The organism is Vibrio sp. B172a, assembly GCF_030248355.1.
In the GTDB taxonomy this organism is placed as follows: Bacteria; Pseudomonadota; Gammaproteobacteria; order Enterobacterales; family Vibrionaceae; genus Vibrio; species Vibrio owensii.
This window is the reverse complement of sequence record NZ_JAHGAC010000008.1, coordinates 225,563-248,672: the sequence shown is the minus strand read 5'-3', so window position 1 is coordinate 248,672 and position 23,110 is coordinate 225,563. Positions and strand designations below refer to the sequence as shown.

The 23,110-nt window shown below is 45.9% G+C and carries 22 protein-coding genes; 11 read left to right on the top strand and 11 right to left on the bottom strand.

What is annotated here, in order from left to right:
* Window positions 1–64 precede the first annotated feature (64 nt).
* Window positions 65–1,066 (bottom strand): arginine deiminase-related protein, encoded by a 1,002-nt coding sequence (locus KIT90_RS11030; protein WP_285376684.1) that lies wholly within the window; start codon window positions 1,064–1,066, stop codon window positions 65–67.
* A gap of 405 nt (window positions 1,067–1,471) precedes the next feature.
* On the opposite strand from KIT90_RS11030, the gene KIT90_RS11025 reads away from it, so the two are divergent.
* Window positions 1,472–3,310, top strand: a complete 1,839-nt coding sequence (locus KIT90_RS11025) for an ABC transporter ATP-binding protein (RefSeq protein ID WP_285376682.1) — start codon at window positions 1,472–1,474, stop codon at window positions 3,308–3,310.
* Window positions 3,311–3,948: 638 nt separating this feature from the next.
* Window positions 3,949–4,656, top strand: coding sequence for a DUF445 domain-containing protein (locus KIT90_RS11020; RefSeq protein WP_005435770.1), 708 nt, complete (start codon window positions 3,949–3,951; stop codon window positions 4,654–4,656).
* An 83-nt stretch (window positions 4,657–4,739) separates the two neighbouring features.
* On the opposite strand, the gene KIT90_RS11015 is transcribed toward KIT90_RS11020, so the two are convergent.
* Window positions 4,740–5,216 carry an Lrp/AsnC family transcriptional regulator gene (locus KIT90_RS11015; protein WP_033005158.1) on the bottom strand — a complete coding sequence of 159 codons (477 nt, stop codon included), beginning with the start codon at window positions 5,214–5,216 and terminating at the stop codon, window positions 4,740–4,742.
* 322 nt (window positions 5,217–5,538) lie between these two features.
* Here KIT90_RS11015 and KIT90_RS11010 point away from each other — a divergent pair, with 322 nt between their 5' ends.
* Window positions 5,539–5,706, top strand: coding sequence for a hypothetical protein (locus KIT90_RS11010; RefSeq protein WP_009706656.1), 168 nt, complete (start codon window positions 5,539–5,541; stop codon window positions 5,704–5,706).
* A gap of 7 nt (window positions 5,707–5,713) precedes the next feature.
* Here the strand turns inward: KIT90_RS11010 and KIT90_RS11005 are convergent, their stop codons facing one another.
* A complete protein-coding gene (locus KIT90_RS11005) occupies window positions 5,714–5,962 on the bottom strand; it encodes a hypothetical protein (protein WP_020194154.1) in 249 nt (82 codons plus the stop codon).
* Between the two features lie 402 nt (window positions 5,963–6,364).
* On the opposite strand from KIT90_RS11005, the gene KIT90_RS11000 reads away from it, so the two are divergent.
* From KIT90_RS11000 to KIT90_RS10980, 5 genes are all read left to right on the top strand, one after another.
* Entirely contained in the window at window positions 6,365–6,970 is a 606-nt protein-coding gene (locus KIT90_RS11000) for a histidine phosphatase family protein (protein WP_199436382.1), read from the top strand.
* Window positions 6,971–6,977: 7 nt separating this feature from the next.
* The gene (locus KIT90_RS10995; protein ID WP_285376678.1) at window positions 6,978–7,511 is read left to right on the top strand and encodes a GNAT family N-acetyltransferase; all 534 of its coding nucleotides are present in this window, start codon (window positions 6,978–6,980) and stop codon (window positions 7,509–7,511) included.
* Window positions 7,512–7,678: 167 nt separating this feature from the next.
* Window positions 7,679–8,041, top strand: coding sequence for a hypothetical protein (locus tag KIT90_RS10990; RefSeq protein ID WP_041059265.1), 363 nt, complete (start codon window positions 7,679–7,681; stop codon window positions 8,039–8,041).
* Window positions 8,028–8,453: a hypothetical protein gene (locus KIT90_RS10985; protein WP_285376676.1), complete on the top strand. Its 426-nt coding sequence runs from the start codon at window positions 8,028–8,030 to the stop codon at window positions 8,451–8,453. The genes KIT90_RS10990 and KIT90_RS10985 overlap by 14 nt, the downstream gene beginning before the upstream one ends.
* Window positions 8,446–8,934 (top strand): GNAT family N-acetyltransferase, encoded by a 489-nt coding sequence (locus KIT90_RS10980; RefSeq protein ID WP_285376675.1) that lies wholly within the window; start codon window positions 8,446–8,448, stop codon window positions 8,932–8,934. The genes KIT90_RS10985 and KIT90_RS10980 overlap by 8 nt, the downstream gene beginning before the upstream one ends.
* Window positions 8,935–8,952: 18 nt before the next feature.
* On the opposite strand, the gene KIT90_RS10975 is transcribed toward KIT90_RS10980, so the two are convergent.
* On the bottom strand, window positions 8,953–9,192 hold the full coding sequence (locus KIT90_RS10975; protein ID WP_009706659.1) for an RNA recognition motif family protein: 240 nt from the start codon (window positions 9,190–9,192) through the stop codon (window positions 8,953–8,955).
* Between the two features lie 148 nt (window positions 9,193–9,340).
* Between KIT90_RS10975 and KIT90_RS10970 the strand changes: the two genes are divergently transcribed.
* Window positions 9,341–9,871, top strand: a complete 531-nt coding sequence (locus tag KIT90_RS10970) for a GNAT family N-acetyltransferase (RefSeq protein WP_285376674.1) — start codon at window positions 9,341–9,343, stop codon at window positions 9,869–9,871.
* Window positions 9,872–9,979: 108 nt separating this feature from the next.
* Here the strand turns inward: KIT90_RS10970 and KIT90_RS10965 are convergent, their stop codons facing one another.
* The 5 genes from KIT90_RS10965 to KIT90_RS10945 form a co-directional block, all read right to left on the bottom strand.
* Window positions 9,980–10,489, bottom strand: coding sequence for a MerR family transcriptional regulator (locus KIT90_RS10965; protein WP_285376672.1), 510 nt, complete (start codon window positions 10,487–10,489; stop codon window positions 9,980–9,982).
* 193 nt (window positions 10,490–10,682) lie between these two features.
* Window positions 10,683–12,176 carry a sodium/proline symporter PutP gene (gene putP / locus KIT90_RS10960; RefSeq protein ID WP_208444769.1) on the bottom strand — a complete coding sequence of 498 codons (1,494 nt, stop codon included), beginning with the start codon at window positions 12,174–12,176 and terminating at the stop codon, window positions 10,683–10,685.
* A gap of 137 nt (window positions 12,177–12,313) precedes the next feature.
* Entirely contained in the window at window positions 12,314–13,021 is a 708-nt protein-coding gene (locus tag KIT90_RS10955) for a 1-pyrroline-5-carboxylate dehydrogenase (protein WP_285376670.1), read from the bottom strand.
* Between the two features lie 11 nt (window positions 13,022–13,032).
* Window positions 13,033–16,164 carry a bifunctional proline dehydrogenase/L-glutamate gamma-semialdehyde dehydrogenase PutA gene (gene putA, locus KIT90_RS10950; RefSeq protein ID WP_285376669.1) on the bottom strand — a complete coding sequence of 1,044 codons (3,132 nt, stop codon included), beginning with the start codon at window positions 16,162–16,164 and terminating at the stop codon, window positions 13,033–13,035.
* Between the two features lie 400 nt (window positions 16,165–16,564).
* The gene (locus tag KIT90_RS10945; RefSeq protein ID WP_005435788.1) at window positions 16,565–17,377 is read right to left on the bottom strand and encodes an AraC family transcriptional regulator; all 813 of its coding nucleotides are present in this window, start codon (window positions 17,375–17,377) and stop codon (window positions 16,565–16,567) included.
* 777 nt (window positions 17,378–18,154) lie between these two features.
* Here KIT90_RS10945 and KIT90_RS10940 point away from each other — a divergent pair.
* Window positions 18,155–18,874, top strand: a complete 720-nt coding sequence (locus tag KIT90_RS10940; protein ID WP_373417676.1) for a PAS domain-containing protein — start codon at window positions 18,155–18,157, stop codon at window positions 18,872–18,874.
* Window positions 18,875–18,943: 69 nt separating this feature from the next.
* Here KIT90_RS10940 and pdxH read toward each other — a convergent pair whose 3' ends face one another.
* Complete coding sequence (gene pdxH, locus KIT90_RS10935; protein ID WP_009706666.1) at window positions 18,944–19,579, bottom strand: pyridoxamine 5'-phosphate oxidase; 636 nt, start codon at window positions 19,577–19,579, stop codon at window positions 18,944–18,946.
* A 476-nt stretch (window positions 19,580–20,055) separates the two neighbouring features.
* Here pdxH and KIT90_RS10930 point away from each other — a divergent pair, with 476 nt between their 5' ends.
* Complete coding sequence (locus KIT90_RS10930) at window positions 20,056–20,733, top strand: response regulator transcription factor (protein ID WP_005435794.1); 678 nt, start codon at window positions 20,056–20,058, stop codon at window positions 20,731–20,733.
* A 57-nt stretch (window positions 20,734–20,790) separates the two neighbouring features.
* On the opposite strand, the gene KIT90_RS10925 is transcribed toward KIT90_RS10930, so the two are convergent.
* On the bottom strand, window positions 20,791–23,097 hold the full coding sequence (locus KIT90_RS10925) for an RND family transporter (RefSeq protein WP_285376664.1): 2,307 nt from the start codon (window positions 23,095–23,097) through the stop codon (window positions 20,791–20,793).
* Window positions 23,098–23,110: the final 13 nt, after the last annotated feature.

Genomic DNA, 23,110 nt, shown 5'->3' with positions numbered 1-23,110 from the left:
GATACAAATAAAAAAGCACCACATCTTTCAACATGGTGCTTTTTGGGGGAAATTCAGGGGCGGTCTATAGCACGGCTTTTCGGTTTGGTAGGAACACTTCGCCTAACATACAGCGCACAGAGCCACCGCCAATCGATTCGATGGTAGAAACGTCGAATGGCAGCAATTTACCGTGAGTCGCTAGTTGATTTCTTTGTGCTGGTGAGAACGCATCGTAAGCCGATTGAGACATAGCAATCACCTTATCGCCGCGTACCGTTTCCAGTTGTAGAATGTTGCCGCAGAACTGGTTCATCTGCTCAAGCGAAATCGAGATAACCTGCTTGTCTTTCGCCAACGATTTAAGCACAAAGCGACGCTCAAACTCAGGGATCACTTCATCACAAATCACACAGAACTGCTCTCCCACCGCCATCATTACGTTAGTGTGGTAAATCGGCGCGCCAGAAGGCAAACGGGTTTGGAAAGAAATCACGCGGTCGTAACCAATGCGCTTGGCGTAATCTTCTAACACCAGACGATCACAACGTTGTGAAAGCGCGGCATAAACGGTTTTGTTGAAGTGGTCGAACACCATCACGCCCGTGCTTTCTAGGTAGGCTTCTTCATCAAGGTATTCGGTTAATGAATCTTGTTGATGCACTTCTCGACCCGCTTGTGCTAATGCAGCAACCAGCGCATCTGGGCGAACTTCATGCTGACGGTTTTTACACGCCATCGGGAAGGTATACAAAGTGCCTTCCGGAGTGGTGCTAAACCAGTTATTCGGGAACACCGCATCTGGCGTGGCAATGTCTGATTGAGGGTAATCAAACTCGACGACTTGCACGCCTTCTTTACGCAATGTTTCAACCATCGCGGAAAATTCAGCCATGGTGTTACGTGAGACTTCTTCTTGAGTCAGAGAAACTTGGTGTTGAAACTCGTTGTCTTGCGCGGTTTCTTCGTTAAAACGAAACTCTTTCGGCGGCACCATCACAACGCAATTTGCGGTATGACGCAGAGCACTTTGCGTGCTTTCTTCTTTTCCATGTGCATTCTGAGGCACTGATTCGTGTAATAGCATCCAAACATTCCTTTTCACTAGAATGATGAGATTGTAAATTTATTGTTAACTTCGGTTTTGCTGTTTTTAATAATAAATTCATCAGCCAAAGGTAAATATTTCTGACAAAAACTCTTTTTACCCGACTTTTTATTGTCACCGTGCCGATTTACGGTTTTGTGGCGTGTGAATGACAATCTCAAGAACAATGCACTAGTGAATTCTTTATAACCAACTAGTTACATTTAAAATGCAATCGGTTAGACTATTTTTTCGCCTCTCTCACGTACGTAATTTGTCTGCTTTTCTGGCTAGCAGACCTCAATATGTCTTATCACCACGTTCAGTGTTTCGACCTCGTCCAAGGTAGAAAGAATTGATGAATTCACTCTCTGGCGTGGCAATGTTTTAACTTTAGGATGAGTTATGTTTAAACGATTTGAAGGCTTTACTGAGCCGTTCCCCAAATCACAGCCTGACCAACCCCCAACCGGGATTTACGCCTTCTTGCGCCATTACACGCGTGGCTTTGAGAAACCGCTGGTCATCATGTCGATCATGTCGACGATTGTGGCGATCGTAGAAGTGTCTCTGTTTGGTGCCATGGGTCAGTTGGTTGATTGGCTATCCACCAGCAATCCAGAAACCTTTTTGCAAGACAACAAAGCGGACCTTATTTTCTACGGCTCTTTATTGTTGGTTGTCATGCCAATTTTGGTGGTGGTTTACTCGCTGTTGATTCACCAAACTTTGCTGGGTAACTACCCGATGTCGGTACGTTGGCTTGCACACCGTTACTTGCTTAATCAAAGTCTGAACTTCTATCAGGATGATTTTGCAGGACGTGTCGCCACCAAGGTGATGCAGACCTCTTTGGCGGTGCGAGAAACTGTCATGAAGACGATGGATGTGTTTGTTTATGTCTTGGTTTACTTCACCAGTATTATCGTGATGCTGGCGGCGGCTGACTGGCGCTTGATGATCCCAATGTTGGTGTGGCTAATGGCGTACATCGCGATTCAGATCCACTTTGTTCCGAAACTAAAGGCCGTGGCTACTGAGCAAGCCGATGCACGCTCCACCATGACTGGGCGCATTGTCGACAGCTACACCAACATTCAAACCGTGAAGCTGTTCTCGCACAGTAAACGAGAAACCGAGTACGCCGAAGAAGGCATGAAAGGCTTCTTGAATACCGTATATCGCCAAATGCGCTTGGTGACCGGCTTCGACGTAGCGGTAGAGATTTCCAACTATCTATTGGTGTTCTCAGTGGCTGCGCTGTCGATTTATTTGTGGCTGGATAGCGCGATTAGCGTGGGTGCCATTGCGATTGCTGTCAGCTTAGCCCTGCGTATCAATGGTATGTCGATGTGGATCATGTGGGAAGTCGGTGCCCTATTCGAAAACTTGGGTACTGTCGTAGATGGCATGAAGACGCTGTCTAAACCTATCGACATCAAAGACAAAGCCGATGCGAAAGATCTGCAAGTTTCTCAAGGCGGCATCCACTTCGATAACGTTAGCTTCCATTATGGTGAGAAAAAGGGCGTGATTAACAACCTCGACCTTAATATCAAACCGGGTGAGAAAGTGGGCTTAGTTGGACGATCTGGCGCAGGTAAATCCACCTTAGTAAACTTGTTATTGCGCTTCCACGATGTAGAGGAAGGTTGCATCAAGATTGATGGGCAGGAAATCTCGAGCGTCACGCAAGACTCACTGCGCTCGAATATTGGTATGGTGACGCAAGATACGTCTTTGCTACACCGCTCAATCCGCGACAATATCTTGTATGGCAACCCAGATGCGACTGAAGAAGACCTGATTAAAGCGACTAAGCAAGCCCACGCACACGAGTTTATCGAAACCCTAACCGACCCGTTCGGCAACGTGGGTTACGACGCACAAGTGGGTGAGCGCGGTGTGAAACTGTCTGGTGGTCAACGCCAGCGTATTGCGATTTCACGCGTGCTGCTAAAAGACGCACCTTTGCTGGTACTGGATGAAGCGACTTCAGCACTGGATTCAGAAGTTGAAGCCGCCATTCAAGAAAGCTTGAACGAGCTTATGCAAGGCAAAACCGTTATCGCCATCGCGCACCGTTTGTCGACCATTGCGCAAATGGATCGCTTGATTGTGCTTGATAAAGGCAACATCGTCGAACAAGGCACACACAAAGAGCTTATTACCAACAACGGCATTTACGCTCAGCTTTGGGCGCACCAGACGGGTGGCTTCCTAGGGGAAGAGTTGGAGAGTTAATGCTCTTTAGATAGCTGTAAATCACCAAACAAAAACGGCGCACCAAGCGCCGTTTTTAATTCAATTTTGCTATATCCATCCGTTTTCTTCAGAAACCAACCCGACACATTACGTGATCATGATCACTTAAAGTCTCAACTATGAAACAACTTTATGGATGCAAATCACACTTTTTCTGCTAGTATAGCGCCCCGTTGCGTATTCGTTAGCAGTGGACACAACGCAGAGTATCTCGCTGGATTCATTTGTAATTTCACTTTTTGAGAAACAGCTATACTCAATTGATGGCTTAGTTATTAATCTAATAATAAGGTAATTAGCTTATGTGTAAATGTGGTTCAATGCAGATCGTACAAGTAAAACAAAGTTGGGCGGATAAATTATTCGGCTACTCAGAGCGCTGGAAATGCCAACTTTGCCGTAAGGTCTTCCGCTTCTAAAAGCACAATAAAAAATAATCTTAGAGTTTCTAAGAAAAAGCAGTGGCCCGACAATGATTGTCGGGTTTTGTTTTTTTCGCGCCCCTACTCTATCTCGCCCACATGAATCCTATTGTTCTCAACCTAGCATCTAGCTATCGGTTGGGTATAAAATCATGCCCACTTATTACTTCATCAACTCATACATAATTGGTCACTATGAACAAAAGTTTGCTGACTAATATCCTCGCAATCGCCATGATGGGCGCGGGATATCACATTCAAAATGATTACCTTTGGTACGCGGGTCTGTTCGCTTTTTCTGGCGCGATCACCAACTGGCTAGCGATTCACATGCTGTTTGAAAAAGTACCCGGCTTATATGGCTCAGGCGTCATTCCTGCGCGCTTCGAAGAGTTCAAGCTGGCAATCAAAAACCTGATGATGGAGCAGTTCTTTACTGAAGCAAACATCGACCGTTTCTTAAACAAAGAAATGGCGGGTGGTGTAAACATCAATCTTGAACCCGTGATTGAGAAAGTCGACCTAAACCCAGCGTTCGACTCACTGGTTGAAGTCATTGAAGGATCTCAGTTTGGTGGCATGCTAGCGATGTTTGGCGGAGCAGAAGCGCTGCAACCCATGCGCCAACCATTCGTAGAGAAGATGCAAGAATCCATTATCGATCTGAGTAAGAGCGACAGCATCAAAGAAGCCCTAAAAGAGCAGATGGAATCGCCAGCAATGATGGATGAAATCAAGCAGAACATCGAAAGCATCATCGATCAACGCCTTAGCGAACTGACACCAGCTTTGGTGAAAGAAATCGTACAGAAGATGATTAAAGAACATCTTGGCTGGCTCGTAGTTTGGGGTGGCGTATTTGGTGGCCTGATCGGCGTATTGACCACTTTCGTCAGCGCTTAATTAATACAAGCTACGTACGAGAATTGAAAAGGAGCCTCCATGGCTCCTTTTTTGTGTCTGTCATGTGAACCTAAACGTGGGTATTAACCAAGCAGCTCTGGATTGACACCAAATCCAGTCTTGTGTTCTTCGATGACCACTTCACTACGAGTTTGTATTACGCCAGGTAGCGTCCCCAGCTTACTCGACATAAACTCTTGGTAAGCCTTCATGTTCTTCACTCGTACTTTGATCATGGTATCGAAGTCACCCGACAGCGAGTAGCACTCTTCAATTTCAGGCATCAACTCGACCGCTTTAGCAAATTTCTCGAAAATCGAGAAGCTAGTTTGATCAAGGCGAATATGAATAAAGACCTGCACATCCAGCCCAAGCTTTTCGGCATTGAGCTCTGCGTGATAGCCATTGATGAAGCCTTCTTTTTCCAACCGTTTTACGCGTTCAGAGCATGGTGATGTGGTTAAGTTAACCTGCTTCGCCAATTCCACCACTGGAATTCGACCTCGAGAATGCAACACTCTCAAAATCTGTAAATCAATTCTGTCTAGTTGATAACTCATTCACCACATCCTTGTAACAACTCAGGAATCACCAGATTAATAGTTACTATTCAGTTTGCAAATAGTGAAATGAGCAACGTGTGAAACTCGCAGGCATTTAACGTTTGCCCTGAACAAAAAGTCGTCAAATATTCTAAAAATGAAAACATTCATGCGTCTAATTTATAAATACACCAAACAATATAGGTAACTTTATTAATAAGATAATTTTGTTAACGAAAAAATGGAATGATGAACTTTGAATAGAAAAACATGAGCTTTTAAGAAAAGAAATGAGCCAAATGGTAAGGCAATAATAGGCAAAAATAATGAGGAGAAAGCAATGTTAACCCTACAACTCGCGTACAAGCCATTTGGTGTTGGTGAATGGACGTACACGACCGTTTCACACGAAGTGGCAAAATCTCTGGCGTCTGAATATGCCTCTTACGGCTGGCCAGTTATGATCGATGGAATGCCATTTGCAGCAGAGAAAGAACTAGCTGCTTAAACGTCGATTACATGATTGCTGATGTCTGTCGCGCTGGATGTTGAACCACTTCACCGATAGCGCGATGGTTACAGCAACGGCAGTAGTACTGCGGTTCCATTTCGTAGTAATGCTCACCTGATACAAACTTTGCCATCAACTGAGTAAAACTCACGACTTTGCCAGTTAGCGTAGCGATATGCTCTGGTTCACAACGCTTCATGATCACTTTATGCTGCGTTGTTCTTTTGCAAACTGAGCAATAAATATTAGGCATTTCTTTTCTCCCTGATTTCCTGTGCTACTGACAATTGACATATTTTGTTCAAAATAATTCCACAATAAAAAAGCCCCTTTGCTTTTTTGTGTTCCACATCCAAAAAATGACACCCAAGAACTCAAAAACTGAGACCTTGGTCAGACCTCAATTTTCGACCAAATTATGAAAAATAGCACCTATGTATGTAATACTACGAGACATCATACATAACTGATTGTACGTACTTATTTTTTACATTCGGTATTGCCCATATTGCTCTGCTTGCCTACGAGAGAAGACGGATTTATCTCTCCAAAACGGCTTCAATTTACAGTGTGAATTGTGTGCAAAATAAGCAGTGGAGCTGACTCCCTCTTCGTACAGAACATGCCGTTCCAAAGAGATAAACAAGGAAGTAAGATGATTCATATTACCTTCGTCCGCCATGGACGCTCACTTGCAGATGATTTACGCGTTCATGAAGGACGATTCGACAGTCCACTCACCGAAATTGGAATTCAACAAGCCGAAAATCGCGCGAAACAATTTGCCGAAGAAGGGCGAAAGTACGATGCGATTTTAAGTAGCTCAATGCAGCGAGCACGCCATGTTGGAGAGATATTTTCTACACACCTAAATGTCCCTATGACCACGCATGATGAATTAATGGAGCGTGATAACGGCCCGTTGCAAGGGCTACCTTTTAGCGAATCTCAACACAAATACCCTATGGTTGATTTCGTCAACCCGTACCAACCTTGCGTCGTCTCTGCCAATGAAGGGGAAAGCGGTGTTGAGCTTTATGCCCGAGCAAGCCTTGCCCTTCAATCTATCATCAGACGTGGCAGTGGCCGCTACTTGGTAGTTTCCCACGGACGCTTCCTCAGCACGATGTTTAATGTGATTTGTGGCAACCAACCAAGAGCCAACGAAACTGGCGTCCGATTTGCGTTTGATGATTTAGGCTACTTCGACACAACTTACCGACCTGATCTTGATGTGTGGGTCATTCAATCTGTAAGGTGATTCCGTTATGCCAACACAACGAAAACTCTTTACTGAACGACTCATTCTGCGACCTTTCCAGCATGAAGATAGCGAACGCGTCGCTTTACTCGCGGGTGAAAAAATCATCGCAGATATGACCGCGAACATTCCGCATCCTTATGAGCTGCCTATGGCGAAAACTTGGATTGACGGACATGCGCCAATGTACAAAGAGCGCAGAGGTGTCGTCTACGCTATTACCTTGCGTGAGTCAGGGGAGTTATTAGGTGCTGTGAGCATACCGAGAGTTGAGGATGGCTATGGCACTTTAGGTTATTGGCTCGGTGTCCCTTATTGGGGGAAGGGTTACGCGTTTGAAGCTACGAACGCCCTAATCGAGTTCGCACGTGTCGACTTTGAGTTAGCCGGAATTAAGGTTCTGCACTTAGTGGAAAACCAACGTTCCAAATCGGTGATAAACAAACTCAATGTACCTTATGTCGAAAACACTTGGGTTGGTCCTAAAGGGGCAGAGCGTGAAGTTTGTGTCTATCAGCGCCACTTCTCTTCCACCGATTAAACCTGAGAGCGTTCCGCAAACGTAAGAAACTGTAGCTTAAACACTGAGACGTGCCTCTTAGAACTGATGCTAAGCAAAGCTAAGGGGTACTCATTCCCGAACTTACAACATTATGATGCTGAAGAATCTTGTATAGATCGTCCAAAATAACAAATGGAGTTGTTGGCATGGAAAGCTTAGCAAGAAAACTCAATCAACAAGGATACCCCTGCCAAGCATTAGACAGAAAAGTCAAAGTGGAACTTGGTGGATTTGGTCAATTTGCTTACGTCAAAAAAGACCATCAAAGCGGTCATTATGTAGTTCAAGACAGTTTAACCATTCAAATAGTGGCTCTTGTGTTAATGCTTGGCTCTGGCTTGTATGGCCTGGTGACTCATGGAAGTGGTATAAGTGGGGCGATGGCGGCCATTTCCATTGGTGGTTTAGTCCACTTAATCGTGATTGAAGTGAAGACTCAACCACTTAAGAAAGCCTTAAAAGACCTCTCAAACTCTAGGTTAAAAGAGGCAGAGAATGGTCATTCATGAAACCTCTCAAAACCTGCCTAAAAGCAGTGGACACTGGCTCATCGTCTCGCTCTTATCCCTTTCCTATTTTGCTTATCTCTCAGATAAACTCGTTGAGCTTGGGTTGGTTATACTCACTGCTTTAGCGATAAAGCAGATCTCGAAACGCTTCGAAAATTGCGCCTTCACGCCCAAAAGCATCCATATCGATTCGGCTTCGAATACTTTTAAATATTACCAGGATTCAACCGTTTATTTTCGTGTTCCATTGGATGAGATAACCCAAGTTCGTATTCAACAAGAATCTCTCTATGGCAACAATTTGATGATCTACACCTCAAATGATTCCTACCAAGTGCCAAACTCAGACAATTTTGACGCTCACCAGTTAGCGCAATTAATGCAGAAGATCCAAGAGAAAATTGATGATTGAAATGGTCAAAGCAGATGTGAAGAGCATCATAGAGGTGGCTGAACTCGTTTCCAGAATCACGCAACGCCATATCCTCGAGCACTTCTCTGAAGAAGGAAAACGTAGGTTTCTCGCCAGAATTGAACAGGATGTGACGCAAGCAATGACACATCCTAGCTTCTTGGCCTTAACTGCCTTCCAAGACAATAACCTTGTCGGTTTCGCCGCTCTCAAAGACGGCAATTATCTCACCCACTTATTCGTGGCAACTGAAGTTCAAGGTCATGGTTTGGGTAAACAACTTCTCGATACGATATTAGACTCGACCCAAGATAAACCAAGAAGTTATGTGCGTCTTCGATCAGCACCTAATGCGGTCTCGTTTTACCAAAACTACGGTTTTGTGCCGACGGATGACGCCCGTGAGAAAGAGGGAATACGTTATGTGCCAATGCATTTAGTTATCCCGTCTTCTCTTGAAATACAAAAAAGCCAGCGATGATGCTGGCTTTTCTCTCTCTTAGTCTTGAGCGACTTTCACGCGAATCTTGCTTTTCGCTACGCTGGTCAAGTTCAGCGCTTCCAGTGCAGCAATCGCCTCTGCTTCATCTGGCATGATCACAAAGCCGAAGCCTTTCGACAAACCGGTTTCTTGATCAAGAACCAGAGTACAAAGTTCTACTTTGCCGTGCGCTGAGAATAGTTTGCGCATCTCTTGCTCGGTTGTTTCACGAGCCAAGTTTCTTACTAAAAGTTTCATAATGAACCTAGTTGGTTTAATAACCGTACGATTCTCTCAGGTTCTTCCAAGCAAACCAAGCGAATAATATTGTACGAACGACTAGATCATTCTAAGTACATCTGATTAAATGATTTTTCGTTCATTTTTCACCCAAAGGAGAGCCGATATGGAAACGAAACGTCTTAAGCTAATTCCCGCTTGTTTAGAACGTGCAGAGGAAGCACATCAAGTCGTGGTACGTTGCCAGAAGACGCTCGAAACGTACCTTCCTTGGGTGCCACATGTGCTCACACTAGAAGCCATGATTGAGGGAACAGAAAAAGCCATCGCCAACTTTGAAAACTTCGAAGAGGAATTGCGTTACTTCATCATCGAGAAGGAAAGCGATCGCTTAATTGGTGCCGTTGGCCTGATGATTAGAGACCAAGAAGTACCAGCATTTGAGATTGGCTACTGGTTAGATGATATCGCTGTTGGTAACGGCTACATTTCCGAAGCAGTATTAGAACTAGAGCGCTACGCGTTTGAAGATCTTGGTGCGAGACGCATTGCGATTACCGCCGATTCAACCAACCTAAAAAGCCGCGCCGTCGCAGAGCGTTGTGGTTATGATTTCGAAGGTGAGTTGAGACACGACCGCCTCTCTACCTCAGGGGAATTGAGTAACACTGTGCTTTACTCAAAAATCCGTCACTAGGCAGTTTATGATTAAACTTTTTTATTAAATATAGCGCCACAAAAAATAAGCCTCACGAAGAGGCTTATTTTTATTTAACCGGTTTTTAATACGCTGTTTAGGCGCTAATTATAGAGCACGAATGCGCACAATTTCGTCTTGCTCAATACCCAAAGATTCAAGGAATTTTTGGTGCTCAGCAGGCTCCATCTCTTCAAATTTCTGATGCCATGTCACCATGTCGTTTTCAGAGAAACCCGCAGCTTGCATGATTTGTACCCAACGTTCTTTAGTCACAATATTATCCTCTATCAGTTGTGGTTCTTGTAATAGCACCACGATCGCTTTTTGCTGCGCTCGTAGGTTTTGAATCTCACGTTCGAGTTCATTGAAATGGTCTTTCAAGATCTCCGCTTGAGATTTGCCTTTCTGTGCCAACAAAGTGCGTATGCTGGAAATCGGTAACCCATAAGAACGATAAGACGAGATCGTTTTTAAACGCTGCATCTCTTTTTCTCCATACCAGCGATAACCGTTTTCTGAACGATATGCAGGCGCTAGCAAGCCTTCACGCTCATAGTAAAGAATCGTAGTACGAGAGAGTCCACACTCTCTGGCCAGTTGGGTTACGGTTAGCATAGTGGCTCCTTTTGTCGGTACAGACATAGCATCAGCCCTACACTCATAGACGGGTCAACACGTTTTTTACTATACCTCAGAAATTCTCTAATTGAGGTATTACAGGTCATTCAAATCACCATCAACCATCAACCATAGAGTAAGCACAAAAAAGCCCGCGATGAACGCGGGCTTTGTTTTTATTTGAGAGGAATTAGTCTAGTTCAACCAACTTCTTCTCGTATTCTTTGTGTTGCTCAAGCACTTCGGCTGCTGCACCACCAGTCATTTTGCTCACTACCACGATTGCGATAGTAGAGAAGATGATGCCCGGTACGATTTCGTACACATCGAACCAACCGCCTGTTAGCTGTTTCCAAACCACGATAGTCACACCACCGATTAGGATACCTGCTAGTGCGCCGTTACGGTTCATGCCGCTCCAGTAAAGGCTAAGTACAACTGCTGGACCAAACGCAGCACCAAAGCCTGCCCAAGCGTAAGATACTAGACCTAGAACAGAGCTGTCTGGCGTCATTGCTAGGAATAGCGCGATAAGAGAAATCACGATAACGCCCACACGACCAATCATTACCACTTCTTCAGACGTTGCATCTGGCTTAATCACTTGCTTGTAGAAGTCTTCTGCAAGAGCTGATGAAGATACTAGAAGCTGTGAATCCGCAGTACTCATTACCGCCGCTAGGATTGCCGCCAATAGGATACCTGCAATCACTGGGTGGAATACTGTGTTCACCAATAGCATGAAGATTTTCTCGCCGTCATCTAGCTGTGTACCAGGGTGGCCTGTTACCCACACTAGACCAACAAGACCAACTAACATTGCACCCGCCATAGAAAGCGCAGTCCAACCCACAGCGATACGACGCGCTGTTGTTAGGTCTTTGTTTGAACGAGAAGCTTTAAAACGCGCTAGGATGTGTGGCTGACCGAAGTAACCTAGACCCCATGCGACCAAAGAGATGATCGCGATAGCCGATAGAGGCTCACCTTTCACGTCGCTCCATAGCGTTAGTAGCTCTGGGTTAATGTTGTGCATGTCCGTCGCTAGTTGACCTAGGCCACCGTCCATCACTGCAACAGGCACAATCATTAGTGCTGCCGCCATCAATAGACCTTGCACCAAGTCCGTCCAAGATACCGCTAAGAAACCACCGAATAGCGTGTATGAAACCACACACACCGTGCCAATGATAACGGCAATGCTGTAATCCAAGCCGAATACGGTCTCAAACAGTTTACCCCCTGCTACCAAGCCTGAGCTGGTGTAGAAAAGGAAGAATAGAAGAATGAAGAACGCAGAGATTGTCTGAATCAGTTTCGACTTATCGTTAAAGCGACGCGACAGGAACTCAGGCAGCGTTAGCGCATCAGTTTGGATGCTGTACGTACGTAGGCGTTTTGCACTGATTAACCAGTTTAGCCATGTACCCACAAGCAGACCACCTGCTAGCCAGAACGCTTCAATACCTGCTGCATACGCATACCCCGGAAGACCAAGTAGCAACCAGCCACTCATGTCTGATGCACCCGCAGATAGTGCCGCTGGCCATGGACCAAGGCTACGACCACCTAGGAAGTAGTCTGATGAATTGGAAGTCCTCTTATACGCGTAAACGCCAATGGCAACCATGATTAGTAAGTACGCCACAAAAGTGGTCGTGATAGCAAAGCTATTTTCTATCATTTGATAGTCCTCGTTATAATTATTTCCTTCCTTGCCCGCTTTGATATTTTGCCATCGCAGCAATACATCAAAGTAAGAGATACCAACCCGAGTAAGCTCTCAGGCTCTTTTGATTCAGATTGGTATCACAAGTCAGGTTAGTGGGAGTCGCTTCCCAACTCGAGTAGAGTCGCGTTACCGCCCACTGCTGTAATATTTATCGTTCGAGTACGCTCGGTAATAAAGCGTAACGACAGATGAGGATCATGAGTCAATGTCGGTGACTCTAAATCCGTTTCAGAAACTAAGCTGACGATGGCACCGTCACGCTTAGCCAGTTGCAGGTTAAGCGCATGCTCAACCTGTGAATGCCCAACATAACCCACACTACGTACGTCGCTGTCTAACAACGGGGAAGACGCATCGTACGCAACCACTTGGACTAAGTTAGATGGGAAGTTTGCTGACGCTACAGCCTGCTTAACCAATTGAGTAAGCTCTGTATTGTCACTGCAAATCACCACGCTGTTGCCTGCAATCAGAGCACAGGTGATCATTGCAAAGGTGCTGTACAGAGCGTTCTCGGTATTTGCTAGGTTGTTTTCACAAACGACCAAAGCCACACCGCGACCCGCTGCGTACAGCTCGTTAGTTTCACCCGTAGGGCCAACTAACTGATGAGTTTCTGCCAACAGAGCAGACGCTTGCTGCAAGTGGTACGACACCACTTTGCCAACCACGCTATGCTGCTCTTCAATCGCAGATTTAAATGCCAGCAAATGCTCACATTTGTAATCAAAATCGGTCAGATTCCACTGCTCCCACGCAGAGAATGCATCTTTAAAATACGTGATCTGATGAACCATAATGCGACTCCTTACGCCTTCTCTGCTTGAACAAGATGTTGTTTAGTAAAGCGGTATAGGTAGTGAGGACCACCTGCCTTCGGACCCGTGCCTGACAAACCTTGACCACCGAATGGCTGAACGCCAACCACCGCACCAACCTGATCGCGGTTGATGTAGCAGTTACCCACGCGAGCGTGTTTTTCAATCCAACGATAAGTGGTTTCGTTACGGCTGTGGATGCCCATGGTGAGACCAAAACCGGTTTGGTTGATTTGCTCAACCACGTTTGGCAACTCAGACGCTTTAAAGCGAACAATGTGCAAGATAGGACCGAATTGCTCTTCTTTCAGAACATCAATGCCCGAGATTTCGAACGCACTTGGCGACACAAAATCACCGTGCTGACAAACTTCATCCAATTGCAATTGAGCAACTTTGGTTTGCGTGCTTGTCATGTGCTCTAGGTGAGCAAGGAGTTTGTTTTTTGCATTGCTGTCGATAACCGGACCCACATCGGTTTTGTGTAGGTAAGGAATACCAACATGCAGTTCATTCATCGCACCTTGGATAAGGTTGATGATGCGATCCGCAACATCTTCTTGAACGAACAGAACGCGCAGAGCAGAACAGCGTTGACCAGCAGAAGCAAAAGCGGAACGAATCACGTCACGCACAACTTGTTCTGGTAGTGCCGTACTATCCACAATCATGGCGTTCTGACCGCCAGTTTCAGCGATAAACGGTACTGGTTTCGCGCTACGCTCGGCAAGCGTCACATTGATGCGCTGCGCTGTTGCTGTCGAACCAGTAAATGCCACGCCTGCAATCGCATCGTGAGAGGTTAGTGCATGACCAATTTCACCACCACGACCCGGCAATAGCTGAATCACACCAGCAGGGAAGCCGGCTTCTAACATCAATTCGATCGCTCGCGCCGCAATTAAGCTGGTTTGCTCAGCAGGCTTAGCGACGACGGTGTTACCTGCAACTAATGCGGCTGTGACTTGACCAAGGAAAATCGCGAGTGGGAAGTTCCATGGACTGATACAAACGAATACACCTAACCCTTCACGGCTAGACATGCGTTTCACGCCATCAAAGCCTTCTAGCTCAAACGGCTGAAGATTTTGCGCTTGTTTCGCGTAGTAACGACAGAAGTCGACCGCTTCACGCACTTCATCAATGCTGTCATGAATCGTCTTACCCGCTTCTTGGTGACAAATCGCCACCAGCTCAGCCAAGTTTTCTTCCATCAGATCCGCAAGCTTATCTAGGCACGCCGCTTTTTGTTCAATTGCAGTGCCTTTCCACTCTGGGAATGCAGCATCAGCCGCTTCGATTGCAGCGGAAACATGATCAAGGCTTGCGAAAGCCACCTGACCCACTTCAATACGACGATCGTAAGGGGCGGTAATGATCTCTGCTGAGTTTTCCTTGATCATGCTTTCGGCATGTTTTTCGCCGTTGATGATTGGACCCGCAGCCCACTTCTGGGTTAGGAAGCTTTCAACCTGCGCTTCAAACGGCTTCGCTTCGCTATCGATATCAACGTTCACACCGTACGAGTTTTTACGCTCCGGGAAGATGCCGGTTGGCATTGGGATTTGACCGTTGTGTAGCGTCTCAAAAGAGGTCAGCACATCAACAGGGTGATGCGTCAGCTCTGAAATTGGGCAACGCGCGTCCACCAAACGGTGTACAAACGAGCTGTTCGCGCCGTTTTCTAGTAAGCGACGAACCAAGTAAGGCAGTAGATCCGCATGGCTACCGACTGGCGCGTAAATACGTACTGGCTGACCATAAGTGTCCATTACATGGTTATAAAGCGAATCACCCATACCATGCAGACGTTGGAATTCGTAATCTTTGTGCTCTGCCATTACAGCAATCGCCGTAACAGTGTGCGCGTTGTGACTAGCAAACTGCGGGAAGATATTACCGCGCACGCCTTCACTCAGTAGGAAGCGCGCACACGCTAGGTAAGCAACATCCGTCGCTTCTTTGCGCGTGTAAACAGGGTAGTTCTCGTAACCTGCTTGTTGCGACCACTTGATTTCGCTGTCCCAGTACGCGCCTTTTACTAGGCGAAGCGGGATCAGATCGCCCTGCTCTTTTGCTAGACCGTTTAGCCATACGAGTACAGGCAGTGCACGTTTCGAGTAGGCTTGAACCACCAGACCAAACTTGCCCCAACCTTTCACTAGGTCGCTGCGGTACAGTTTTTCAAACAGTTTGAGTGACAGCTCAAGACGGTCTGCTTCTTCTGCATCAATCGTGATGGCAACATCCACTTCGATAGCGCGCTTGAGTAGCTGCGTTAAAGTGTCGTAAAGCTCTGTCATCACGCGTTCTTCATTCGCCACTTCGTAACGTGGGTGAAGTGCAGAAAGCTTGATAGAGACAGAAGGTGCAGGGCTCGTATCACTGCCGTACGTTTCGCGGCCAACGGCTTCAATCGCCATTAGGTAATCTTTGAAGTACTTGCTTGCGTCTGCCGTGGTCAGCGCCGCTTCACCCAACATATCGAATGAGTAAGTGAAACCTTTGTCGCGCATTGGACGACCGTTCTTCTGCGCTTCTTCAATCGTACGACCACGTACAAACTGATGACCCATGATCTTCATTGCCTGATACATGGCTTTGCGAATCACAGGTTCTGAGAATTTGTTTACCAGACGGTTTACAGCCTGACCTGGGCTCTGGGTTTCTTGCTCACCAAGACCAATCACTTTACCCGTTAGCATTAAGCCCCAAGTTGAAGCGTTAACGAATACGGAATCAGAACTCTTAAGATGAGATTTCCAATCCGCAACGCTTAACTTATCTTTAATCAGCGCATCCGCCGTTGCTGAATCAGGAATACGCATCAATGCTTCTGCAAGACACATCAGCAAGATACCTTCTTGGGTATCAAGGCTGTATTCCAGCAATAGCGCATCAATCATCTGGATTGACTTCTTATCCGCACGGATAGCTTCGATAAGCTGGGTTGTTTGGGTCGTGATTGCCGATTTTTCTTCCGCTGTCGGCGTTGCTAGTGGCAATAGTTGCTCTAGCCATTGAGACTCGTCCACCATGTACAATGGCGAGATCAGTGACCATAACTTATCAAGCGGCTGCTCGATAAATTCTGGTGTTAACACGTTCGTTGCAGTAAACATGCGTTTTCCTCAATCTCTCTCCTCGAAAACCGCTTCGAGGATCATCAATGGCTGGCAGTGTATTTTGAGGGCGAGAAGAATACTTGTCAAAAACTCCGAGCTTTTTGCTAAAAACTCGCTTTTATAACAAAACATCTACATAGTCACATGCAAATAGATAATATATTGTGTTGTAAAAATTCATCTTTGCATGTCATTTACAACAAAAGTAGACAGGTTTTCGACAGATTTTGTTTGAATAAGAAGGATTTAGATTGCGCTTTTGTGAGAAACGGACAAAAACGCTGAAAACTTTCGGAGAATTACGCAAAAAAATTTGATTTTCCTGTGCAAAATGCAAGCACAAAAAAACCGCGACTCATGCGCGGCTCTTTCCAAATAAGCAACTAAATGAACAAGATTAACCAACCTGTTTCTTATACTGAGAAGGTGATAATCCTTGTAAACGAGTAAAAGTATGCGTGAAGGTACTTTGGCTCGAAAAGCCGGTGAATTCGGCAATTTGCCCCAAGGTTAAGTGGCCTTGTTCAATCAAATCGCGCGCCATGTCGATGCGTTTGCCAAGTACGTACTGATGCGGCGTAATGCCCATCTGATCTTTGAACAAGCTATGGAATTGGCTTTCACCCAAAAACACACTGCCTGCCAATTGTGCCACACTGATTTTATGACTCAAATGCTGTTCGATGTAGCGGTCAATGGCGTCCAAATCAAAGCGCGATTCTTTCTTCGACGTTTCAAATGCAGAGATATGACGCTGCATAAGAGCGATCACGGTATCGTTACATGCGCGGCTAAGCAGTAAATCGTCTGGGTGATTACGCATCTCTTGCACTAACATTTGAATCAGCTTTTGGATTTGACCATCCAATTGGAAGTAAAGATGAGATCGCTCTAGATTGTTGATTTTCTGAAGCATCTCGGGATCATCGTTGGCAGGCTTTGGCATATTAAGTACCAAAATGTCTGATTGATGAATCACGCCGCCGAAAGCATGATCAGAAGACGCCGTTACGATGCAACCTTGACCTGGCCCGACCAAATTACCCTGACCACGAACCTCAAACTCTGCCTGTCCTTTCAAGCCGATCACGATCTGCGTATAAGCATGATCATGGCAATCCATATAAGACGGAAGCGTGATCAATTCTGCTGGTTTAGGCAGCATGATCTCTTTATATGGCGGGGCTTTCGGGTTATCTGAATCACTCATTTCGAACAGTCGTCTTTATACAGTCGGCTTACACCTTGGCATCATATACCTTCTCGGTTGGGTTGCAAATCTTCCCCCTTCCAATCGCACAAGATCAAACCAACACGATCAAGGCGCTCTACATGATCATAGTTCCGGAACGATGATCATGTAAGAGTAACTTACGGTCAATGTGCAACCAATTTTTTTAACAAAAACGGACAGATAGCCAAAATTACCAAAGATGAGACAAGCCGTTCACAAAGATCCTTGCCGTTGAAATGCAAACCAATGTAAGCCACGAGGTCAAAATTACGATCGAAAGCGTGTGAAATGCCCGAAAAACAGGGGGATAGAGGGATTTCCCCCCTTACTAATATGCTCACAATTCAATACATTAGACCTCGAGCTCTAGGATGCATACGACCCTGAGCTCAACGGTATCTACTTGATACCTCTAACTTACTTAGCAGACCCTCGCTATGTAATTTAGAACCTCTTCTACACGTCGACAAGATTATATCTTGTGTTGCCAGCCCGTCTTCAGGCTGGCTTTTTTTTGCCTATCGCCAATGAAAACAATGGCATAAGCTGATAATATATCGGCCATCTCACCGTATCCTGACGTTAATCATCACGCTGAGTTATCTTGCTCGACCTTCTCTCTTCCAGTTCTATCTGGCGCGATTCTCGAAAGCATGATCAAGGTGATGGTTGCCATTTAAAAACGCAGAATAAACGAAGTGAGAATACCGACCTGCAATCATGCAGGCGATGAGTAGCAGTAGTGAGTCCATTGTGAATATTCCAGTCAATACCATAGAACAGTCGCTCCTTCGACAGCTACCGGGTTGTTGGGGATGCAAAGATAAAGATTCGGTATTCCGCTATGTGAATCAGGAATACGCCGAGTTAATTGGGTACGATTCACCTGAAGCCTGTATCGGTAAAACAGACTTTGAAATGGCTAGCCCTACAACGGAGTGCGCGCAAGAGTTTCGAGAACAAGATAAACACGTGATTGAAACTGGCGAGTCGCTAAAGATCCTCGATATACACCCTTATCCAGATGGTCATTGGCGCGCGCATATCTTTACCAAGACGCCTTGGCGAGATGACGATGGCAACATCATTGGCACCATATTTTATGGTCGTGAACTGACTGATACTGCCGTCATCGAAGTAGGCTATTGGGTTTGCCGAGCCATTAGCGGCTCACCGAATCAGCAGTCGATCTTCCGATTCGCTAACCTTAAACCCGAGCCGGAGAAGCTAACTTGCCGTGAGCAAGAGACTTTGTTCTTGTTGCTGTATGGCAAAAAGCCGCAATTCATCTCTCATGTGATGGGGATTTCAACCAAAACCGTAGAGGGGCATGTGGCTCGTCTTCGAACTAAGTTTGAAGCCAACAGTAAAAACGAGCTCATCGATAAAGCGATGGAAGCTGGTTACGGCTCAATTGTGCCAAAGACGCTGCTGAAACATCAGCTTTCTGTTGTGCTTAACGGCGAACGCTGATTCTTAATTCTGTTCAAACAAAAACACCGCCAATTTCGGCGGTGTTTTTTTATATCTTCATCGAAGTGACTACGGTGCAAGACGGTCGATGTCCCACTCACCTTCTTGATTTGAGAACAAGAAACGATCATGCAGACGATGTTCACCACCTTGCCAAAATTCAATGCTTTGTGGCTTAACGCGGAAACCACCCCAGAAAGTCGGCATCGGGATTTCACCTTTGGCAAACTTCTGCTTCAGTTCGAGGAACTTACCTTCTAGTACACCACGTGCTGAAATACGGCTACTTTGTTTGCTCGCAATCGCAGCCAGTTGGCTGTCTTTCGGGCGAGAAGTGAAGTATTTCATGTTTTCCATGGCGGTGAGCTTTTCTGCCACACCCGTAATGTGAACCTGACGCTCAAGCGGGTGCCATGGGAAATGCAGGCTGATGTTACTGTTGTGCTCAAGCTGCTGCGCTTTACGGCTGCCCAAGTTGGTGTAGAACACAAAACCATCTTTATCGACGCTTTTTAGCAGCACAATACGTTGAAACGGCATGCCATTTTCGTCCACTGTCGCGACTGTCATCGCCGTCGGGTCAGTCAGACCAGCTTGTACCGCTTGTTCTAACCACAGGTTAAATTGATCAATCGGATCTGCTTTTAAATCTTTACGACGCAGGCCACCTTTTGTGTACTCACGACGAATATCAGCAAGTTCCATCTTCACTCCTTCACTCGTTTTTGTCGATTGTGCGCCCGATAAATTGGAAATACAAGGACAGCACACATGGATGTTTAAAGACCTAGTACGACTCTTACGGTTGGAGTACTACAAAGATCCATCGCATGGGATGCCGAAGCGTAACAAACAAGCCCAGACTTCACTGTGATTTATGTCGTTAGGTTGATGAAAGTAGGGTGAAAACCAACAATGTGAAGTCATTCCAAAATAATATTGCTCGTTTTTGCTCCACTAAAGACAATAATTACTGCCCAGTGGCCTCAAAAAACTCAGAATTTCAGGTACTAATACAGGTGAGTCGCAAGTTTATTCGCTTATTCACCTACCTCAATTGGCTCTGAAAACCGGACTCTCAATCCCTTTTTTGAGGCCGCTTGGGTATACTAAAAGACATGCATAATAAAAGTGGATAACCACAACACATTAAACAACGTTGCTAGGAAAGGCATTTGCTTATGGACAAGCTAAGACTGTTCGAACTCTCCAACCAGCTCAGGTGCGCCGAAAGCTCTGACGCTATTCATGCTTGGTTTGGAGAACTACAGAACGAAATTGATTTTGAATTCAGTATCCTCGGTTTATTCGGTGATGATTACGCTCCAGACCCTGTCTGTTATGGTTTCTCTCCCGATCAATTTGCCAACTGCTTTAGTAAAAAAACCGCCGAAAGTGACCCATTAATCGCGGCATTACAGCAATCCAATCACGGTATCATGGCTCTGATGGACTCACATACCCATCCAGATTACGGTAAGCGCTTACTGCTGGCCGGATATCATGGCGACAAGAAGGCCATTTATCTCACCTCGTTTGGTGACCGCCAACCTTCCAGCGAAGAGATCGACGCGCTGTATCTTTTAACGCCCCACCTTTATATGGCTTCGAGCTACGTCTGTGATCGTAACATCCGAGTGGAAACACTCCCTGCTCCAGAGAGCCAACTAACGACTCGAGAATGTGAATTGCTTCCTTGGCTAAAACTTGGCAAGAGTAATTGGGAAATCAGCCGCTTACTCAACATCAGTGAACGTACTGTCAAATACCACCTACAAAATATTTACCGTAAGTTGGACGTACATAACCGAACGCATGCCGTGTCAAAAGCGATCGAGTTAGGTTGGTATGAGGATTAAAAAAGGCTTAGGACGAATATCCTAAGCCAAGTGGTACAAGCCAAGAGTGTCAGTAAATTAGGCTGTTTGTGGTTTGTGTTGTGCTGCCTTGGCAGATTTCCCAGTCACTTTAAGTAAGGCAGGAATCAACAACAAATCAAGCACAAGCGCGATAATGATGGTGATTGCGGTCATCAGGCCCATGTCCGCATTCATCTTGAAGGAACTGCTCGCCAACACAAAGAAGCCTGCACTGAGCACTATGGTGGTACCTATGATTGCCACGCCAGTCTCTCGAACGGCGGTAACAATCGATTCTTCTTCCGACTTCCCTTCCTTACGAGACGTGTGATAACGATAGAGCAAGTGAATGGTGTCATCCACGACGATACCTAGCGTCATACTCGCAATGACGGAAAGACTCAAGCCAACTTCACCAATGCTCAATCCCCACAAACCAAAGGCAATGGAAGCCGGCAAGATGTTTGGCAAGATACTAATCACACCAAGGCGAACGGAACGCAGAATCAAACCAATGAGGAAGGAAATCACCAATAGTGCTGCGGCAGAAGCCGTCAACATACTCACGTTGTTGCGATAACCAATGTGCGCAAACATGATGTCAGCGCTCACTCCAGGACTAATGCTGCTTTCAGGAAATAAGCCTAACAACTGGCTGCGTAACGTCGACTCCAGAGCAATCAAATCATTGGACGACATCTTCTTCGCCGTCACGATAACGCGCAGTTCTTTTTTATCCAACGCGACTTGGTTGCTGAGGTTCAATCCGTAAGGAAGCGACATGTCATAAAGCAAAAGTGTTTGAGCAGACAACTCAGGATCACTGGTGAGACGATATTCACCCGCTTCATCGTTATGCAAGCTGCTGTTCAAGCGCTTCATGATGTCAGTCAGCGATTGAATGTGATACACGCCTTCGGTTTGGCGAGCCTGTTGAACAAACTGATCCAACTTATGCAGGAAATCAGGAGAGGTAATCAGTTCACCTTGTTCTGGTCGAATCGCATATTGAATACTCGCCACACCCGTTAAGTTAGCGTAAGTGAAATCGTTAGCTTGACGCACCGCATAAGATTCATCGAAATATTCAAACAAGGTGTCATCTATATCGTTTCGAACCAAGTTTGCAGCAATTACACCACCACCAAGTACAACTACAGCGATCTTTAATCCAGGCTTCACCATTGCCCATCGAGCGATGGCTTCAAGTGGCTTGGCAAGCCCTGAGCGCTTCACTACTTTACTCTTTCTTGCTGGTAACACGGCCAAAAGCGCAGGTACGAAGAACAACGTCAGGAACATGGCAGCAATCACGCCCATCGCGGTGATGTTGCCCAAATCGTTAAACGGAGGAGAGTCACTGAAGTTCATCGACAAGAAACCAACCGCAGTAGTCAAACTGGTCAGAATAATGGGTAGACGATGTTTCTCCATCGATTGCTGCAAAGCCACCAGCTTGGTTTCGCCTTTGTTCAGCGCGTGTTTATAGCCTTGCAAATAGTGAATGCAGTCGGCAACCGCCATGGTCAAAATGATAAGCGGTGCAGATGCAGACGGAGAGGTAATTGCCATGCCGAGCCAACCTGCAGCACCAAGCGCAATGAAGATTGAAGAGATGATGGTTAATGTCACTACCACCGAACTCCACAAGCTACGCAGATAAATGCCCGTGCCAATGACAATCAGCAACAATGCGCCCGGCACTAAACTGCCCATATCTCGCTGTGTCGCCTCACCAAACGCGTCGTTTTGCATCACCTGACCAGTGAGATAAAACTGCACATCAGGGTAACGTGTCTGAGTTTCAGCGATCTTGTCCTGCCAGAACTGCGCGATCTCACGCACTTCTTCGGACTGACCCTCCGTCGTCAAACGCACCAACACATTGATCGCCGTCGAGTTCGCATCTTGAGCTAAGTAACGATTGACCAACTCAGGTTGTTTAAGTGCATAGGTTTTCTTCTCCGCAAGTAACTGGGTATTGCTGAGTTGGTTAGCGTTGACAAAATCTTCGACGATAAGATCATCATTTTGAGCATGGGTATATTGATAGTTGGTCAAAGAATCTACACGGTATGAGTGAGGTGTTTGCCACGCATATTCCGTCAGTTCCATGACCGCTTTCAGCACATTTTCCTGAAAGACATCGCCCGATTTCGGGTGCAAGACAATCAATACGCTGTCATTGCTGTTGTATTTTTCTTCGATGCTCTCAAACGCGATCAAATCTGGATTGTCGTCGCTAAAGAACACTTTATAGTCATTGTTTAAGCCGAGTTTCCCTATGCCAACAAACGCTAGGGCCATGATGCAGAGCCACCCCACAAGGGCGAGCAAGGCTCTGGGTTTTGTCCATTTTTTCATTATTCGAGACTTC

Coding starts and splice junctions, on each gene's coding strand:
- KIT90_RS11030 (WP_285376684.1), bottom strand. CDS start 1,066: ATGCTATTACACGAATCAGTGCCTCAGAATGCACATGGAAAAGAAGAA.
- KIT90_RS11025 (WP_285376682.1), top strand. CDS start 1,472: ATGTTTAAACGATTTGAAGGCTTTACTGAGCCGTTCCCCAAATCACAG.
- KIT90_RS11020 (WP_005435770.1), top strand. CDS start 3,949: ATGAACAAAAGTTTGCTGACTAATATCCTCGCAATCGCCATGATGGGC.
- KIT90_RS11015 (WP_033005158.1), bottom strand. CDS start 5,216: ATGAGTTATCAACTAGACAGAATTGATTTACAGATTTTGAGAGTGTTG.
- KIT90_RS11010 (WP_009706656.1), top strand. CDS start 5,539: ATGTTAACCCTACAACTCGCGTACAAGCCATTTGGTGTTGGTGAATGG.
- KIT90_RS11005 (WP_020194154.1), bottom strand. CDS start 5,962: ATGCCTAATATTTATTGCTCAGTTTGCAAAAGAACAACGCAGCATAAA.
- KIT90_RS11000 (WP_199436382.1), top strand. CDS start 6,365: ATGATTCATATTACCTTCGTCCGCCATGGACGCTCACTTGCAGATGAT.
- KIT90_RS10995 (WP_285376678.1), top strand. CDS start 6,978: ATGCCAACACAACGAAAACTCTTTACTGAACGACTCATTCTGCGACCT.
- KIT90_RS10990 (WP_041059265.1), top strand. CDS start 7,679: ATGGAAAGCTTAGCAAGAAAACTCAATCAACAAGGATACCCCTGCCAA.
- KIT90_RS10985 (WP_285376676.1), top strand. CDS start 8,028: ATGGTCATTCATGAAACCTCTCAAAACCTGCCTAAAAGCAGTGGACAC.
- KIT90_RS10980 (WP_285376675.1), top strand. CDS start 8,446: ATGATTGAAATGGTCAAAGCAGATGTGAAGAGCATCATAGAGGTGGCT.
- KIT90_RS10975 (WP_009706659.1), bottom strand. CDS start 9,192: ATGAAACTTTTAGTAAGAAACTTGGCTCGTGAAACAACCGAGCAAGAG.
- KIT90_RS10970 (WP_285376674.1), top strand. CDS start 9,341: ATGGAAACGAAACGTCTTAAGCTAATTCCCGCTTGTTTAGAACGTGCA.
- KIT90_RS10965 (WP_285376672.1), bottom strand. CDS start 10,489: ATGCTAACCGTAACCCAACTGGCCAGAGAGTGTGGACTCTCTCGTACT.
- putP (WP_208444769.1), bottom strand. CDS start 12,176: ATGATAGAAAATAGCTTTGCTATCACGACCACTTTTGTGGCGTACTTA.
- KIT90_RS10955 (WP_285376670.1), bottom strand. CDS start 13,021: ATGGTTCATCAGATCACGTATTTTAAAGATGCATTCTCTGCGTGGGAG.
- putA (WP_285376669.1), bottom strand. CDS start 16,164: ATGTTTACTGCAACGAACGTGTTAACACCAGAATTTATCGAGCAGCCG.
- KIT90_RS10945 (WP_005435788.1), bottom strand. CDS start 17,377: ATGAGTGATTCAGATAACCCGAAAGCCCCGCCATATAAAGAGATCATG.
- pdxH (WP_009706666.1), bottom strand. CDS start 19,579: ATGGAACTTGCTGATATTCGTCGTGAGTACACAAAAGGTGGCCTGCGT.
- KIT90_RS10930 (WP_005435794.1), top strand. CDS start 20,056: ATGGACAAGCTAAGACTGTTCGAACTCTCCAACCAGCTCAGGTGCGCC.
- KIT90_RS10925 (WP_285376664.1), bottom strand. CDS start 23,097: ATGAAAAAATGGACAAAACCCAGAGCCTTGCTCGCCCTTGTGGGGTGG.